This is a genomic window from Streptomyces sp. NPDC039430 (assembly GCF_055639435.1).
The window spans coordinates 178,464-193,904 of record NZ_JBVKAK010000010.1; the positions used below are offsets into that span (position 1 = coordinate 178,464).

Genomic DNA, 15,441 nt, shown 5'->3' on the forward strand with positions numbered 1-15,441 from the left:
CCCGCCCCCGTCCCCCGAGGGCCGTCGTAAAATTTGCGTTCACGAAAGGTGTGGAGCGCTCCCATCAGGGTTTTCCCTTCTTGGTCGGATCATGTGACTTGACTCACAGAGTGCGCTAATTGTTGACCCTGTGTACCGAGCGCGCAGCTCCCTGTGATTCAGTGGCGATGCCAGTGCAAGACGAGAGCCGATGAGAATCCTGGAGTTGCTGTCGAGGTCTCGGGGAGAGCGAGCAATGGAGACCGAGTCGGAGCCGTATGTCCGTCTTGCGACCCTGCGGCAGTTGCATGAGGCCGTCGCCGGCCTCAACACCGCCCGCAGCTTGGCGGACACCCTGCAGACCGTGGCCGACGGGGTCGTCTCCGGGCTCGGGTACGAACTGGCCTGCGTCAATGTCGTCCAGGCCGACGGCGACCTCGTCGTCGCCGCCTTCGCCGGGAGCGCCGCCGCGGAAGCCCTGATCACCGGCCGGGTCGGCTCCCGGGCCTCCTGGGAGCGGCGGCTGCTGATGGGCGAGAGCTGGGGTGAGCTGCGCTTCATACCGCACACCGAGGGCTGGGTGCTGCTGGAGGACGACGTTCCGCAGTGGTACACCGAGGGTCCCGATCCCCGTTTCGAGGACGAGTGGCATCCGCAGGACCGGCTCTACGCCCCGATGTACGCCTCCGGTGGCGGGAGCGAGCTGCTCGGTGTCATCTCCGTCGACCGGCCGCGCGGCGGGCGCCGTCCGGGCCCCTGGGGGCAGGAAGCGCTCCAGATGTACGCGTCCCAGGCCGCCATTGCGATCAGTAACGCTCGCCTCCGAGCAAATATGCAGCGGGCCCTGGTGCGCCTGGAGCGGGAGCAGCAGGCGCTGCGGGCCAGTGAGGAATCCTTCCGTCAGGCGTTCGAGTACGCGCCCAGCGGGATGGCCATCGCGGAGATGGGTGGCGACCAGCACGGCCGGCTGCTGCGGACCAATGACGCGCTCTGCCGGCTGCTGGGCCGCCCGGCCTCCGCGATGCGCCGCCACTCGTTCTCCGATCTGGTCCACCCCGAGGACATCGGGACCCTTCTGCGCACCTCCGCCGAGGGCGGTCGCGCCGAACTGCGGCTGCTGCGGCGCGACGGCACGTACGTCTGGGTCTCGCTGCGCAACTCCGTGGTCGCCGACACCGCCGACGGCCCGCGCTTCCTGCTCACCCACGTCGAGGACATCGAGGAGCGCAAGAGCCGCGAGCTCCAGCTCGCGCACCGCGCCTCGCACGACTCGCTCACCGGCCTGCCGAACAGCGCCGAGCTGCGCTCCCGCCTCAGCGCCCGGCTCTGTTCACGGCCCCACGCGATGCGCGAGACCGCGGTCGAGGCGCTGGACGCGGCGTACGGGGGGTACGAGGGCACCGTCCTGTACGAGCCCGGGTACGACGCGTACGACGGCTATGACGGCTACGACCAGTACGAGGAGCGCGGGGGCCGGCCGGTCGGCGGACGCTCCGTCGTCCCCGCGGTCGGCGGCGTGCCCCTCGACCACCATGTGCACATGGTCGCGCCCGGCGACGACCCCGAGACCGACGACGGCACGAAGGGCCTCGCGGTCCTCTTCTGCGACCTCGACGGCTTCAAGTCCATCAACGACCGGTTCGGCCACAACACCGGCGACGCGGTGCTGATCGAGGTCGCGCGCCGGCTGACCACGGGCGTACGGGACGGGGACACCGTCGCGCGCCTCGGGGGTGACGAATTCGTCGTTCTCGCGGACGGGCTCGGTTCGGCGGACGCCGCCGATCTCGCCGTACGGCTGCGGAACGCGATCATTCCGCCGATCAGGGTCGACGGCCGGGCGGTCCGGGTCGGGGCGAGTTTCGGCATCAGCTGGGCGAGCTGCGGGATGTCGGTGGAGGAAGTACTGCAATCCGCTGACCAGCGGATGTATATCGAGAAGCGATCGCGGAGCAAGGTTCACCGGCGTGCGGGGTAGGCGCTCTCGGAAGGGCCCACGGAACGGGACGGGCCCTCGGGACGGATCGGGGAGCCGTGTTCCGGAGCGTTCGGGACAGGGCTGCGACATGTCCGCGATCCGTTGTTCATCCACGAGGCGCAGACTGGCTGACACCCCTCAAGGCCCGTCCGTGGCCTTGCCCATTCGAGGTAGGCTCGGCCGGTCGGCGACGCTGGCGAGATGGTAAGGAGTGACCAGGGATGACGGCCGGGAACAACGGCGCTAGCACGCCCGAGGACGACGATCCGTTCGGCTATCTGTACGAGGACGGACAGGCGGCGGGCGCCAATCAGCGACGCCAAGGCGGCTACGGCTACCCCGGTCCGGCCGCGCAGCCTGGCGTGCCCAGGACGTCGTACAACCAGGTCAGGACGGTCGGCGAGCGCCAGTACGGCCAGCAGCAGGCGGCCCCGCCGCAGCAGCCGCAGTACGGTCAGCAGCCGCAGTACGGCCAGGCCGGGCAGGCTCCCTACGGCCAGCAGCAGGCGCCCTATGGCCAGGCGCCGTACGGCCAGCAGCAGAACCCGCACTACGCGGCCCCCGAGACCCACCCCGGCGGTGCCACCACCCGTCAGGTGCCGGCCCAGCGCGGCGGCGGACGCGGCAGCGGCCCCAACACCAAGGGCCTGCTGATCGGCGCGATCGCCGTCGTCGCGGTGGTCGTGATCGGTATCACGGTGGCGCTGCTCAACAACGGTGACGACAAGAACGCCAACGCCGACGCGACCCCGTCCGGCGGCCCGGCCCCCTCGGCCGGGCAGTCGCAGCAGCCCACCGACGGGGCGAGCGGCAAGGACGAGACGTCGCCCGACGGGATCGGCCTCCCCAAGCAGGACGCGGCGACCCTCCAGCTGGGCCCGCCCGCCGCCCTCGCGACGGACATCGAGGGCGCCCAGGGCACCAACGGTTCGTATGTGACCGGCTTCAACGCCGTCGGCGCCTCGGTGACCTGGACCGCCGACATCGAGAAGGCCGGCTCGTACGCGCTGTCCGTGCGCTACGCCATACCCGCCAAGGACGCCAACGCCACCCTGACCGTCAACGGCAAGGCGAACAACTCCCCGCTCGGGCTGAAGAACTTCATCAGCTCCGACGACCCCGACTGGTCGAAGAACTGGCAGACCACATGGGCGCCGGTGGAGCTCAAGAAGGGCAAGAACACCCTCAAGATCTCCTGCGAGCAGGGCAACCAGTGCGACGCCATCCTCGACTGGCTGGAGGTCACGCCCCCCAAGGGGTAGTGATCACGTCGTCGCGGAGCCGACCGCCCGCAGGAAGTCCGCCACCGTCCCGGCCATCGCCTCGCGAGCCGGGACGAGGTATTTCCGGGGGTCCACCGTCGTCGGGTGCGCCGCGAGGTAGTCGCGTACGGCGCCGGTGAAGGCCGTGTTGAGGGCGGTACCCACGTTGATCTTGACCATGCCGGAGGCGACCGCCCGGCGGATCTCCTCGTCCGGGACACCGGACGAGCCGTGCAGGACCAGCGGTACGGGGACGGCGTCGCGCAGCGTGGCGATCAGGGTGTGGTCCAGGGCGGCCGTGCGGTGCGTCATCGCGTGGGACGAGCCGACCGCGACGGCCAGCGCGTCCACCCCGGTCTCGGCCACGTAGACGACCGCCTCCGCCGGATCCGTCCGTACCCCCGGGGCGTGCGCGTCGAGGGACGGCTCGCCGTCCTTGCCGCCCACCGCGCCCAGCTCCGCCTCGATCCAGATGCCGTGGTCGTGGCCCCAGCGCACGGCCTCGGCGGTGGCCGCGAGGTTCTCCGCGTACGGCAGTTTCGACGCGTCGAACATCACCGAGCTGAAGCCGGCCCCGGGAGCGGCCCGCAGCAGTGCGGGCGATTCGACATGGTCGAGGTGGAGGGAGAGCGGCGCGGAGGAGGCGCGGGCGACGGCCGCCGCGGCGGCGGTGACCGCGCCGGGGTCGCCGCCGTGGAACGCCACCGCGTTCTGCGATATCTGGAGGATCGCGGGCGCCCCGGCCCGCTCGGCGCCGGCGGCGATCGCCTCGGCGTGCTCCAGGGTGATGACGTTGAACGCGGCGATCCCGTGGTTCCCGGCCCTGGCGGCCGTGACGAGTTCACCGGTGCTGACGAGTGGCATATGTCCCTCAGTTCTTCCAGCTCGCGGACCGGTCCCGGCCAGTTCTTCCGGCTCGCGCGATCGGTCCCGGCGCCATCGGTCCCGGCGCTACGGTCCGGGGTGTTCCGTCACCGCCACGCGCGGCAGCAGCTGCTCGTACGCCTCCGCGTCGAACTCGCCCGCCGTCGGTGCCAGGACCGTCGCCGTGGCCAGCGCGACCGCGCGGGCCAGCCTGGCCGGCCAGGGCAGCCGCTCGACGAGGCCCGAGAGGAGCCCGGCCACCGCCGAGTCGCCCGCGCCCGTCGGGTTGCCCTTCACGGGCGCGGGCGGGGTCGCCTGCCAGACACCGTCCGGGGTGGCCGCGAGGATGCCGTCGGGGCCGAGCGAGGCGATGACGGCGTGCGCGCCGCGGCGGCGGGCGTCGCGCGCGGCGCGCAGCGGCTCGCGAGAGCCGGTGAGCCGGGCGAGTTCCTCGGCGTTCGGCTTGACCAGATCGGGGCGGGCGGCGACGCCGCGGCGCAGCGGTTCGCCGCTGGTGTCGAGGAGCGTCGGTACGCCCGCCGCACGGGCCCGGCGGATCAGTTCGGCGTACGCGCCGACATGGATGCCGGGCGGCAGGCTGCCGCACAGGGCCACGGCGTCGGCGCCGGTGAGCAGCCGCTCGTACGCGCCGAGGAAGGCGGACCACTCGCCGGAGGAGACGGCCGGGCCCGGCTCGTTGAGCTGGGTGGTGTCGCCGCTGGCCTCGTCGACGACGGCGAGGGTGCGGCGGGTGGCCCCGGAGATCGGTACGAGCGCGTCGACCGGCCGGCCCCTGGAGCCCTCCGGGCCGCAGCCGGCGAGCAGCTCCCGCAGCACGTCGCCCGTCCGGCCGCCCGCGAACCCCGTCACCACCGACTCGTGGCCCAGCGCCGACAGCACCCGCGCGACGTTCAGGCCCTTGCCGCCGGGGCGCTCGATGACATCGGTGACGCGGTGCGTGGTGTGCGGGACCAGCTCGGGGGTGCGGTACGTGATGTCCAGCGCGGCATTGAGCGTGACCGTCACGATCATCCGTCGCACCCCCGGGAAACGCGCTGACGTGGCCGGTACTCGCGCGGCCGGTTACCGGAGCGATCATGCCAAACAGAAGGCGGTAGGCCCAGACCCCGAGCCGACCGCCTTCGTATGGCTTTCTTCGGTCTTGCGGTCGAATCAGCTGACTTGTTGCTGAATCGACCTACTTGGGGTCAATTACCCATTCGCCCTTGTGCAGAACACCCTTGACCGAGAACTCCTCGTCCAGGACCACCAGGTCCGCGTCCTTGCCCGGCTCCAGCGAGCCGACCTTGTCGTACACGCCCAGCAGCCGCGCCGGATTGGCGGAGATCGCCTGGACGATGTCCTCCACCGGCAGCCGGTCCACCGTCGCCGCCCGCTTGAAGGCGGTGTCCTGGGTCAGCGTGGAGCCGGCGATCGAGCCGCCCTCCACCAGCCGCGCGACGCCGTCCTTGACCTCGACGGCGAGCGGGCCGAGCTGGTAGCGCCCGTCGCCGAACCCGGCCGCGTCCATCGCGTCCGTGACGAAGGCCACCCGGTCCGCGCCCGCGCGGTGGAAGGCCAGCTCCAGGGCCGCGGGGTGCAGGTGCGTGCCGTCGTTGATCAGCTCGACCGTGACCCGCTCGTCCTCCAGCAGCGCGGCGATCGGCCCCGGGGCGCGGTGTCCGAGCGGCGGCATCGCGTTGAAGAGATGCGTCGCGACGGTCGCGCCCGCGTCGATGGCCTCCGCGGTCTGCTCGTACGTCGCGTCCGTGTGGCCGACGGCGGCGATCACGCCGTGCTCCACGAGAAGCCGTACGGACTCGATGCCGCCCGGCAGTTCGGTGGCGAGCGTGACCATCCTGGCCGTGCCGCGCGCCGCGTCGAGCAGCTTGCGGATCTCGGCCGGGTCGGGGTCGCGCAGCAGCGCCTCGCTGTGGGCGCCCTTGCGGCAGGGGGAGATGAACGGGCCCTCGAAGTGGATCCCGGCCAGCTCGCCCTGCTCGACCAGCTCGGAGAGGAAGCCGGCGCGGTGGGCGAGGAAGTCCATCTCGCCGGTGACGGTGGAGGCGACGAGGGTGGTGGTGCCGTGCTCGCGGTGCGTACGGATGCCCTTGAGCACGTCGTCCACCGAGCCGGAGGTGAACGAGGCGCCGCCGCCGCCGTGGTTGTGCATGTCCACGAAGCCGGGGACGATCCAGTGGCCGGACAGATCCAGCGAGGCGGCGTCGTCGCGCGCGGCGCCCGCGATCCGGCCGTCCTCGATGATCACCCGCCCGCCGTCCACGGTTCCGGTGGGCAGCACCACCCGGGCGCCGGTGAGGACGGTGCTTTCGGCGCGTGGGGTGCGTGCGGCGTGCGCGGCGCGTGGGGCGCTAGCGGCCATCAGGCGGATACCTCCGTGGCGAGTGGATCGTCGGCGGGCGGGTCGTTGTCGTCGGCGGGTCGGGCTTGCGCGGGCCGGGCTTCGGTGGGGGGCTCGGTGGGGGGCTGGGCGGCGGCGAGCAGATCCCAGGCGAGCAGCCCCGCGCCCAGACAGCCGGCGGTGTCACCGAGGGCCGCCGGGACGATCTCGGGCAGTTTCTGGAACGTCACCCGCTGCTCGACCGCTGCGCGCAGTGGTGTGAACAAGGTTTCCCCGGCTTCGGCGAGACCGCCACCGATGATCAGCGTCCGGGGGTCGAGCAGGGTGAGCGCGGTGACCAGTCCCGCGGCGAGGGCGTCCACCGCGTCGAGCCAGACCCGCACGGCCGCGGGGTCGCCGGACTCCACGGCCTTCGCGCAGTCGGCGGCGTCCGCCTCCGGGGCGCCGCTCGCCGCCGCCCAGGCGCGGGTCACGGCCGCGGCGGAGGCCAGGGTCTCCAGACAGCCGCGCTGTCCGCAGCCGCACTCGGGCCCGTCGGGGCGGACCACGACATGGCCGATCTCGCCCGCGGAGCCGTGCGCGCCGGCCTCGATGGTGCCCGCGATGCCGATGGCCCCGGCGATCCCGGTGCCCAGCGGCACGAACAGGAACCGGTCGGCGCCCCGGCCCGCGCCGAGCCGCCCCTCGGCGAGCCCGCCGGTGCGTACGTCGTGCCCGAGCGCGACGGGTACGCCGCCGAGCCGGGCGCCGAGGAGATCGCGCAGCGGTACGTCGCGCCAGCCGAGGTTGGCGGCGTACAGCGCGATACCGCGCTCGGCGTCGATGATGCCGGGCACGGCGACCCCGGCCGCGACGGCGCTCTCGCCGAAGTGCTCGATGCCGTACGCGCGCAGGTCCGCGGCGAAGCCGAGGATGGTCTCCACGACGGCCTCGGGCCCGCGCTCCCTGCCGGTCGCCCGGCGCGCCTGATACAGCAGCGCGCCGTCCGCCCCCACCAGGGCGGCTTTCATGCCGGTGCCGCCCACATCCAGGGCGATGACGTGTCTCACGGGAACAGTCTCGCGCGTAGACCCTTGAAAGGTCTAGTCCACTGTCCAGGATTGTTGAGTCTCCATACAAACGCGCGGCCCGGATGAGCGATGGGATGGCGTTGCCCAAGTGAGATCAACCTCAGGTGGACCCCAAACCTCCGGATGAGGGAAAATCACGTGCTTCCATAACAGTGCGTCACGGGGGACCGACCGGGGCCTTACGCGCAATCGAAGAACAAGGGCGGGAACACAGCTGTGCGACAGCGCTATCTGGGAATGACCGCGGCGATAGCCGCATGGGGCATGACAATGGCGCTGGCGGGCTGCGGCAGTTCGGGAGAGGCCGGGGACGACGTCACCCTCAAGGTCGTCGCCGCGGACTACGGCACCAACTCGGAGAACTCCTCCGAGAAGTACTGGTCCGCGCTCGCCTCGGCGTTCGAGTCCAAGAACCCCGGCATCAAGGTCGACGTCGACGTCCGCCCCTGGAAGACCGTCGACAGCGATGTCGCCACGATGGTCGAGGAGGGCGAGGCGCCCGATATCGCGCAGGTCGGCTCGTACGCCAACTACGTGAAGCAGGACAAGCTTTACGCCGCCGACGAAGTGCTCTCCGTCCCCACGCAGGCGAATTTCCTCTCCCAGCTCTCCGACGCGGGCAAGGTCAACCGCATCCAGTACGGACTGCCGTTCGTCGCCTCCACCCGGCTGCTCTTCTACAACAAGAAGCTCTTCGACCAGGCCGGGCTCGACGCCCCGAAGAACTGGGACGACATCCAGGCCGACGCCGAGGCGCTCAAGTCCACCGGCGTGACCACGCCGTTCGCGCTGCCGCTCGGCTCCGAGGAGGCCCAGGGCGAGACCCTGATGTGGCTGCTGAGCGGCGGGGGCGGCTACACGGACACCGCCGACGGCTCGTACAACATCGACTCGCAGCAGAACATCAAGACGTTCGAGTGGCTCCAGAAGCAGCTCGTCGGCAAGGGGCTGACCGGCCCTGTCGCCCCCGGGAAGCTGGACCGCGCCATCGCGTTCAAGGCGTTCACCAGCGGTCAGGTCGGCATGCTCAACGGGCATCCCTCCCTGATGGAGGAGGCCGCCAAGCAGGGCGTCAAGGTCGGGATGGTGCCGCTGCCCGGCATCAACGGCAAGGCCAAGGCGTCCATGGGCGTCGCCGACTGGATGATGGCCTTCAAGCAGAACGGCCACCGTACGGCGATCGGCAAGTTCCTGGACTTCGCGTACGACGACAGGAACGTGATGTCCTTCGCCGCGCAGTACGACCTGCTGCCGGTCACCTACAGCGCGAACGAGGCGATGGCGGCGGACCCGCAGTACGGGGACCTGCGCGAGTTCCTGGACGCGCTGCCCACCTCCGAGCTGCTCCCGTACGGCAAGAACTCCTGGGCGAGCGTGAGCGAGAGCTTCAAGAAGAACATCGGCAAGGCCGTCGAGCCCGGCGCCAGTCCGTCGAACGTCCTCGGAGGGATCGCCAGAGACGCGGCGGCCGCCGAGGCCGCCGAGTAGCGTGTGGTCATATGACCGCGTCTGAGCCCACCGAGCCCCGCGGTCCCGCCGAGCCCGCCGTCTCCCCGGAGCCGGCCGCTTCCGCGGAGCCCGCCGAGCCCCCGGAGCCGGCCGCTTCCTCGGAGCCGGCCGAGCCCGCGGGGCTGTCCGAGCGGGACCGCGCCGTGCTCGCCATGGAGCGGCGCGGCTGGCCGGGGCCCGGCGCCAAGGAGCGGGCGATCAGGGAGGGGCTCGGCCTCTCGCCGACCCGCTACTACCAGCTGCTGGGCGCGCTGCTGGACGATCCGCTGGCCCTGGAGCACGACCCGGTGACGGTGAACAGGCTGCGCCGGGTCAGGGCCGAGAAGCGCCGCCGGCGATAGGGCAGAGGCCCCAGGGGAAAGCCCCATTGGCCGGACAGGCCCCCCGTGGCGCCGGGCGCCGATAGGGTCGGGGGCATGGGCAGCAACCCGTACCCCCTGCCGAAACCGGCCACCCCCGCAGGCGCCGACGCTCTGGCCGCGCTCCTCGCGCGGCCCGGTGAGGCCGTCGTCGCGCTCGACTTCGACGGCACCCTCGCCGAGATCGTCCCCGACCCCGAACAGGCCCGCGCGCACCCGCGCGCCGTCCCCGCCCTGGCCGCGCTCGCGCCGCACGTCGCGTCGGTCGCGGTCGTCACCGGCCGCCCGGCCGGGGTCGCCGTGCGCTACGGCGGCTTCGCCGGAGTGCCGGGCCTGGACCATCTCGTGGTCCTCGGCCACTACGGCGCCGAGCGCTGGGACGCCGTCTCCGGGGCCGTCCGCACCCCCACCCCGCACGAGGGCGTCGCGGCGGCCCGCGCCGAACTCCCCGGTGTCCTCGACCGGTTCGGTGCCTGGCGCGGCACCTGGATCGAGGAGAAGGGCCAGGCGGTCGCGGTCCACACCCGCCGCGCCTCCGACCCGCAGGCCGCCTTCGACGCCCTGCGCGACCCGCTCACCGAACTGGCGGCCCGCCACGGCCTGATCGTCGAACCGGGCCGCATGGTCCTGGAGCTGCGCCCGCCCGGCATGGACAAGGGCGTGGCGCTGCTGGAGTACGTACGCGAGGTCGGCGCCAGGACGGTCCTGTACGCGGGCGACGACCTGGGCGACCTCCCGGCCTTCGCGGCGGTGGAGAAGCTCCGCTCGGACGGCCACCCGGGCCTGCTGGTCTGCATCGGCACGGAAGTACCCGAACTGGCCGACCGCGCCGACCTGCTGCTGCCGGGCCCGGCGGCGCTGGCGGACTTCCTGGCCGCGCTGGCGCAGGAGATGGCCTGAGGGACTCGCCGGCGCGCCCGCCCCGCCCGGAGCCTTCCCGGGCACGCCGGGCGCGCCGGGCGCGCCGGGCCTGTCGGGCTTCTCGGGCTTCTCGGGCTTCTCGGGCTTCTCGGGCTTCTCGGGTGTGTCAGGCGCGCAGCGCCGTCAGCTGGTCGAGGAACCACTGCTTCGGCGGCAGCGCCGTCGCCGCCGCGGCCAGCCGCTTGGCGCGTTCCGCGCGCTCGGCGGCCGGCATGGTCAGCGCCTCGTGGAGGGCCGTCGCCGTGGCGCTGATGTCGTACGGGTTCACCACCAGCGCGTCCTCGCCCAGCTCCTCGTACGCACCCGCCTCCCGCGACAGCACCAGCGCGCAGCCGCGCTCGGAGACGAGGGGGATCTCCTTCGCGACCAGGTTCATGCCGTCGCGGATCGGGTTGACCAGCGCCACGTCCGCCAGCCGGTAGGCGCCCAGCGAGCGGGCGAAGTCGTCCTCGACATGGAGGACGACCGGGACCCAGCCCTCCGTGCCGAACTCGGCGTTGATCTCGTCGGCCACCCGCTGGACCTCGGCGGTGTACTCGCGGTACACCGCCAGGTCCTGCCGGGACGGGTAGGCGAAGGCGACATGGACGACGCGTTCGCGCCATTCGGGACGGTCGGTCAGCAGCAGCCGGTAGGCGAGCAGCCCGCGCACGATGTTCTTCGACAGTTCCGTACGGTCCACCCGGACGATGGTCTTCCGCTCCTCGCCCGCGCTCGTCCGGCCGATCTGCCCGCGCAGGGTGACGATCCGCTCGTCCACGTCGGGGCGGTGCGCGCGCTCGCGCAGGAAGTCGCCGTCCGCGCCCAGGCCGTGCACCCCGATCGCGGTGTTGCCCGTCCCGCCCAGCAGCTCCGTGCAGCACGCCGTGAAGGCGCCCGCCCACCGGTGCGTCAGGAAAGCCGCGCGGTCCGCGCCGAGGATGCCGCGCAGGAGCTGGCGCGCGATGTCGTCGGGCAGCAGCCGGAAGTAGTCCACCGGCGCCCAGGGCGTGTGCGAGAAGTGCCCGATCCTCAGGTCGGGGCGCAGGGCGCGCAGCATCCCGGGCACCAGCGCCAGGTGGTAGTCCTGCACCAGCACGGCCGCGCCGTCGGCCGCCTCGTCGGCCAGCGCCTCCGCGAAGGCACGGTTGTACGTCTCGTACGACGCCCATCGCGCGCGGAACTCCGGGCCGAAGGACGGCTCCAGCGGGGTCTGGTAGAGCAGGTGGTGGACGAACCAGAGCGCGCTGTTGGCGACGCCGTTGTACGCGTCCGCGTACACCTCGGGCGCGATGCCCAGCATCCGCACCCGCTGGCCGCCCGTGTCGCCGGTGTCGAGCCGGCCGTCCGTGCGCCGTACCGCCTCGCGGTCGCCGTCCCCGAGCGCCGCGCACACCCACACCGCGTCCGCGTCCTGCCCGATGGCCGACAGGCCGGACACCAGCCCGCCGCCGCCCCGCTTGGCCTCCAGCGCGCCGTCGTCGCGCAGGGTGTACGAGACGGGGCCGCGGTTGGACGCGACGAGGACCTTGGCCCGGGAGGCCGGCTCGGTAACCATGTGCCGAAACCTAGCCCGTCGCGGAAACGCTCAAACGTACGGGCGCGGCCATGTCGGCGGCTGTGTCGACCGTCACGGGGGCGCCACTGCCGTCAGTCCCGCCACCGTCACGGGGGCGGCACCGCCGTCAGTCCCGCCGGCCGCGCAGCGCGGCCAGCGCGACGACCCCGGCGCCGCCCAGCGCGACCACCACCCCGCCCAGCAGCCACAGTCGCTCGATGGCGCTTCCCGCCCCGGCCAGCCGCGCGTGCGCGGCGGCGGCCAGCGGTCCGGCCAGCGCTCCGGCCCACACATGATTCATGCCCATAACCGGGCAATCTAGATAATTCACATGATCGCATCGCGTTACGCCGCGCGTCCGGCCGTGTACTCCGCGATCTCCCGCACCGGCGGCCGTTCCTCCGTGTCCACCGCGTGCGTACGCGGCACGAAACCGTTCTCGCCGCGCTCGAACTGCGTCAGCTCCGGCCGTACCAAGTGCGCCCGGGACAACCGCAGCTGCGCCGTACGGTAGATCGCCGCGGCCATCCGCCCCAGCGCCCGCTCGTCCTGATGACGGTGGATCCGCACCCCGACATCGACCTGCCCCAGCGCATCGAGCCCCGCCGTGTGCAGCGCGTCCACGAGCAGGCCCAGCTCCACGCCGTACCCGACGGGGAACGGCAGCCGCTCCAGCAGCGAGCGCCGCGCCGCGTACTCACCGCCCAGCGGCTGTACGAAACCGGCCAGCCGCGGCCAGTGCAGATTGAGCAGCGGCCTGGCCACCAGCTCGGTCACGCGCCCGCCCTGACCGCCCAGGCTCCCCTGCCCGCCCCGGTCGCCCCGGTCGCCCCGGTCGCCCCGGTCGCCCCGGTCGCCCCGGTCGCCCCGGTCGCCCCGGTCGCCCCGGTCGCCCCGGGCGCTCCGGTCGCTCCCGTCGTCCCGGTCGTCCCGGGCGCTCCGGTCGTCCGGGTGTCCCGCCGCGGGCTGGAGCAGCGGACGGTCGTACATCGCCTTCACGAACTGCATGTCCTGATCGGTCAGCAGCGGCCCCACGATCCCCGACACGAAATCGGCCGAGAACCGACGCAGATCGGCGTCCACGAAGCACACGACATCGCCGCTCGTCACCAGCAGCGACCGCCACAGCACCTCGCCCTTACCGGGCAGGGCCGGCAGCCGCGGCAGTATCGCGTCCCGGTCCTCCACGCGCGCGCCCGCCGCCGCCGCGACCGCGGCCGTCCGGTCGGTGGAACCGGAGTCGACCACCACCAGTTCATCGACGAGCCGCACCCGCTCCATCAGTTCGCGCCGGATCACGGACACGATCTCGCCGACCGTCTCCTCCTCGTTCAGCGCGGGAAGGACCACACTCACCGTCGTCCCGCGCGCGGCCTTCGCCACCATCAGCCGGTCGAGCGGGCGGTCGGCCACGGACCAGGAACGCCTGGTCAGCCAGTGCTCCACCTCTTCCAGCACGGTCGGTACTCCCTGTGCGTGTGCCATGAACGTGATCCATCTCGCGGTGCGGACGACTATCTCAACCGTGCGCTCCTTCGGTTACAGTCTTGAACAACACGAATGACCCACGCATGCCGGGGGTCGTTACGTGGAAAAACGCATCGGACCCCGGGTCCGGCGCCATAGCGCTCATCCAGAGGGACTGAGGGAACGGCCCGTTGAAGTCCCGGCAACCCTCCCGCCGACCATTCGAGGTCACGGTGGGGAAGGTGCCAATTCCGTCTCGTGGCGAAGTGCGTCGCGAGGAAGATGAGGAGAAAGGGCCTCGCCTCCATGGCTGTGCAGACCGCCGAACAGAACACCGACTCCGACACCGGGGCCGTTGATCTCGGACCCGCCGCCGCACTCTCGTGCCGCGAATGCGGAGAGCGCTTCGACCTCGGCCCGATCTTCGCCTGCGCGAGCTGTTTCGGGCCACTCGAAGTGGCGTACGACCTGCCGAGCGGCAGCCCCGAAGAGCTGAAGAAGCGCATCGCCGAGGGCCCCGACAACATCTGGCGCTACGCGCCGCTGCTGCCCGTCCCCGCCGACGTGGCCACGAAGCCCAATATCAACCCCGGCTTCACCAAGCTCGTCAAGGCCGACAACCTCGCCCGCGAACTGGGCGTCACCGGCTCCCTCCACATCAAGGACGACTCCGGCAACCCGACGCACTCCTTCAAGGACCGCGTCGTGGCCATCGCCGTCGAGGCCGCCCGCGCCTTCGGATTCACCACGCTCTCCTGCTCCTCCACGGGCAATCTGGCCGGGGCCGTCGGCGCCGCCGCCGCCCGCGCCGGCTTCCGCTCCTGCGTCTTCATCCCGCACGACCTGGAGCAGGGCAAGGTCGTCATGGCGGCGGTGTACGGCGGTGAACTCGTCGGCATCGAGGGCAACTACGACGACGTCAACCGCTTCTGTTCCGAGCTGATCGGCGACCCGCTCGGCGAGGGCTGGGGCTTCGTCAACGTCAACCTGCGCCCGTACTACGGCGAGGGCTCCAAGACGCTCGCGTACGAGATCTGCGAGCAGCTCGGCTGGCGGCTGCCCGACCAGATCGTCGTCCCGATCGCCTCGGGCTCACAGCTCACCAAGATCGACAAGGGTCTCCAGGAGCTGATCAAGCTCGGCCTCGTCGAGGACAAGCCGTACAAGATCTTCGGCGCCCAGGCCGAGGGCTGCTCGCCGGTGTCCACCGCCTTCAAGGCCGGACACGACGTCGTACGGCCGCAGAAGCCGGACACCATCGCCAAGTCCCTGGCGATCGGCAACCCGGCCGACGGCCCCTACGTCCTGGACATCGCGCGCCGCACCGGCGGCGCCGTCGAGGACGTCACCGACGAGCAGATCGTCGACGCGATCAAGCTGCTGGCGCGCACCGAGGGCATCTTCGCGGAGACGGCCGGGGGTGTGACCGTCGGCGTGACGAAGAAGCTGATCGAGGCCGGTGTCCTCGACCCGGCGCTCACCACCGTCGTCCTGAACACCGGCGACGGCCTCAAGACGCTCGACGCCGTCGCCCCGACGACCGGCCCGACCGCGACCATCCGCCCGAGCCTGGACGCGTTCCGCGACGCCGGCCTGGCCGGCAGCTGACGACCACCACGACGTTTCCGACGTTTCGGAAGACGGAAGGCAGAACACCACCATGAGCGTCAACGTCCGCATCCCCACCATTCTCCGTACGTACACCGGCGGCAAGGCCGAGGTCGCCGCCGAGGGGGCGACCCTCTCCGAGGTCATCCAGTCCCTGGAGGCCAACCACCCGGGCATCGCCGGCCGCGTCCTGGACGACCAGGGCAAGCTGCGCCGCTTCGTGAACGTGTACGTGAACGACGACGACGTCCGCTTCGAGCAGGGCCTGGAGACCGCCACCCCGGCGGGCGCCGGCGTCTCGATCATCCCCGCCGTCGCCGGAGGCTGACGCCAGGTCACCGCCGCGCGTCTTTTCTCCGCTCTGTGACTGGAACGGCCCCCTCCGTAAGAGAAGCGGAGGGGGCCGTTCTACATGGTTGAGCGCGGTAGAGTAGGGGAACGCCCCGCTGTCGCCGCTGCCGAAGGCATGCGAGAACGCGACAACATGAGGCCGATGTCGGAGTGCCGTATGCGCCGTAGGTGCGC

Annotated in this window: 14 protein-coding genes and 1 riboswitch; of the genes, 7 read left to right on the forward strand and 7 right to left on the reverse strand. The window is 71.9% G+C overall.

All coding sequences use genetic code 11. The features are described 5' to 3' along the window. Positions 1 to 235: 235 nt before the first annotated feature. Positions 236 to 1,957: a diguanylate cyclase CdgB gene (gene cdgB / locus ACZ7LS_RS25270; RefSeq protein WP_385135037.1), complete on the forward strand. Its 1,722-nt coding sequence runs from the start codon at positions 236 to 238 to the stop codon at positions 1,955 to 1,957. 221 nt (positions 1,958 to 2,178) lie between these two features. Continuing rightward, positions 2,179 to 3,219, forward strand: coding sequence for a CBM35 domain-containing protein (locus tag ACZ7LS_RS25275; protein WP_382877326.1), 1,041 nt, complete (start codon positions 2,179 to 2,181; stop codon positions 3,217 to 3,219). 3 nt (positions 3,220 to 3,222) lie between these two features. Here ACZ7LS_RS25275 and ACZ7LS_RS25280 read toward each other — a convergent pair whose 3' ends face one another. The 4 genes from ACZ7LS_RS25280 to ACZ7LS_RS25295 all read right to left on the reverse strand — a co-directional run bounded on the left by ACZ7LS_RS25280 (position 3,223) and on the right by ACZ7LS_RS25295 (position 7,494). After that, positions 3,223 to 4,083 (reverse strand): class II fructose-bisphosphate aldolase, encoded by an 861-nt coding sequence (locus ACZ7LS_RS25280; protein ID WP_385135039.1) that lies wholly within the window; start codon positions 4,081 to 4,083, stop codon positions 3,223 to 3,225. An 87-nt stretch (positions 4,084 to 4,170) separates the two neighbouring features. After that, on the reverse strand, positions 4,171 to 5,115 hold the full coding sequence (locus ACZ7LS_RS25285) for a 1-phosphofructokinase family hexose kinase (protein ID WP_382969963.1): 945 nt from the start codon (positions 5,113 to 5,115) through the stop codon (positions 4,171 to 4,173). Positions 5,116 to 5,281: 166 nt separating this feature from the next. Beyond that, positions 5,282 to 6,466 carry an N-acetylglucosamine-6-phosphate deacetylase gene (gene nagA, locus ACZ7LS_RS25290; RefSeq protein ID WP_382530409.1) on the reverse strand — a complete coding sequence of 395 codons (1,185 nt, stop codon included), beginning with the start codon at positions 6,464 to 6,466 and terminating at the stop codon, positions 5,282 to 5,284. Continuing rightward, the gene (locus ACZ7LS_RS25295) at positions 6,466 to 7,494 is read right to left on the reverse strand and encodes an ROK family protein (RefSeq protein WP_385135041.1); all 1,029 of its coding nucleotides are present in this window, start codon (positions 7,492 to 7,494) and stop codon (positions 6,466 to 6,468) included. Before ACZ7LS_RS25295 ends, nagA begins: the two co-directional genes overlap by 1 nt. Positions 7,495 to 7,731: 237 nt before the next feature. Here ACZ7LS_RS25295 and ACZ7LS_RS25300 point away from each other — a divergent pair, with 237 nt between their 5' ends. The 3 genes from ACZ7LS_RS25300 (at position 7,732) to otsB (ending at position 10,283) form a co-directional block, all read left to right on the forward strand. Beyond that, a complete protein-coding gene (locus ACZ7LS_RS25300; RefSeq protein WP_469449389.1) occupies positions 7,732 to 9,003 on the forward strand; it encodes an extracellular solute-binding protein in 1,272 nt (423 codons plus the stop codon). An 11-nt stretch (positions 9,004 to 9,014) separates the two neighbouring features. Beyond that, positions 9,015 to 9,365, forward strand: a complete 351-nt coding sequence (locus tag ACZ7LS_RS25305) for a DUF3263 domain-containing protein (protein WP_382969959.1) — start codon at positions 9,015 to 9,017, stop codon at positions 9,363 to 9,365. A 75-nt stretch (positions 9,366 to 9,440) separates the two neighbouring features. Beyond that, positions 9,441 to 10,283 carry a trehalose-phosphatase gene (gene otsB, locus ACZ7LS_RS25310; protein ID WP_382530403.1) on the forward strand — a complete coding sequence of 281 codons (843 nt, stop codon included), beginning with the start codon at positions 9,441 to 9,443 and terminating at the stop codon, positions 10,281 to 10,283. 127 nt (positions 10,284 to 10,410) lie between these two features. Here otsB and ACZ7LS_RS25315 read toward each other — a convergent pair whose 3' ends face one another. The 3 genes from ACZ7LS_RS25315 to ACZ7LS_RS25325 all read right to left on the reverse strand — a co-directional run bounded on the left by ACZ7LS_RS25315 (position 10,411) and on the right by ACZ7LS_RS25325 (position 13,299). After that, a complete protein-coding gene (locus ACZ7LS_RS25315) occupies positions 10,411 to 11,841 on the reverse strand; it encodes an alpha,alpha-trehalose-phosphate synthase (UDP-forming) (protein ID WP_382530401.1) in 1,431 nt (476 codons plus the stop codon). A 127-nt stretch (positions 11,842 to 11,968) separates the two neighbouring features. Beyond that, positions 11,969 to 12,148, reverse strand: coding sequence for a hypothetical protein (locus ACZ7LS_RS25320; protein WP_382530400.1), 180 nt, complete (start codon positions 12,146 to 12,148; stop codon positions 11,969 to 11,971). Positions 12,149 to 12,186: 38 nt separating this feature from the next. After that, entirely contained in the window at positions 12,187 to 13,299 is a 1,113-nt protein-coding gene (locus ACZ7LS_RS25325; protein WP_385135063.1) for a glucosyl-3-phosphoglycerate synthase, read from the reverse strand. Between the two features lie 168 nt (positions 13,300 to 13,467). Next, a riboswitch (SAM riboswitch) is annotated at positions 13,468 to 13,597 on the forward strand. 17 nt (positions 13,598 to 13,614) lie between these two features. On the opposite strand from ACZ7LS_RS25325, the gene thrC reads away from it, so the two are divergent. Then, positions 13,615 to 14,916: a threonine synthase gene (gene thrC, locus ACZ7LS_RS25330; RefSeq protein WP_382666819.1), complete on the forward strand. Its 1,302-nt coding sequence runs from the start codon at positions 13,615 to 13,617 to the stop codon at positions 14,914 to 14,916. 52 nt (positions 14,917 to 14,968) lie between these two features. Then, positions 14,969 to 15,244 (forward strand): ubiquitin-like small modifier protein 1, encoded by a 276-nt coding sequence (locus tag ACZ7LS_RS25335; protein WP_129767106.1) that lies wholly within the window; start codon positions 14,969 to 14,971, stop codon positions 15,242 to 15,244. Positions 15,245 to 15,441: the final 197 nt, after the last annotated feature.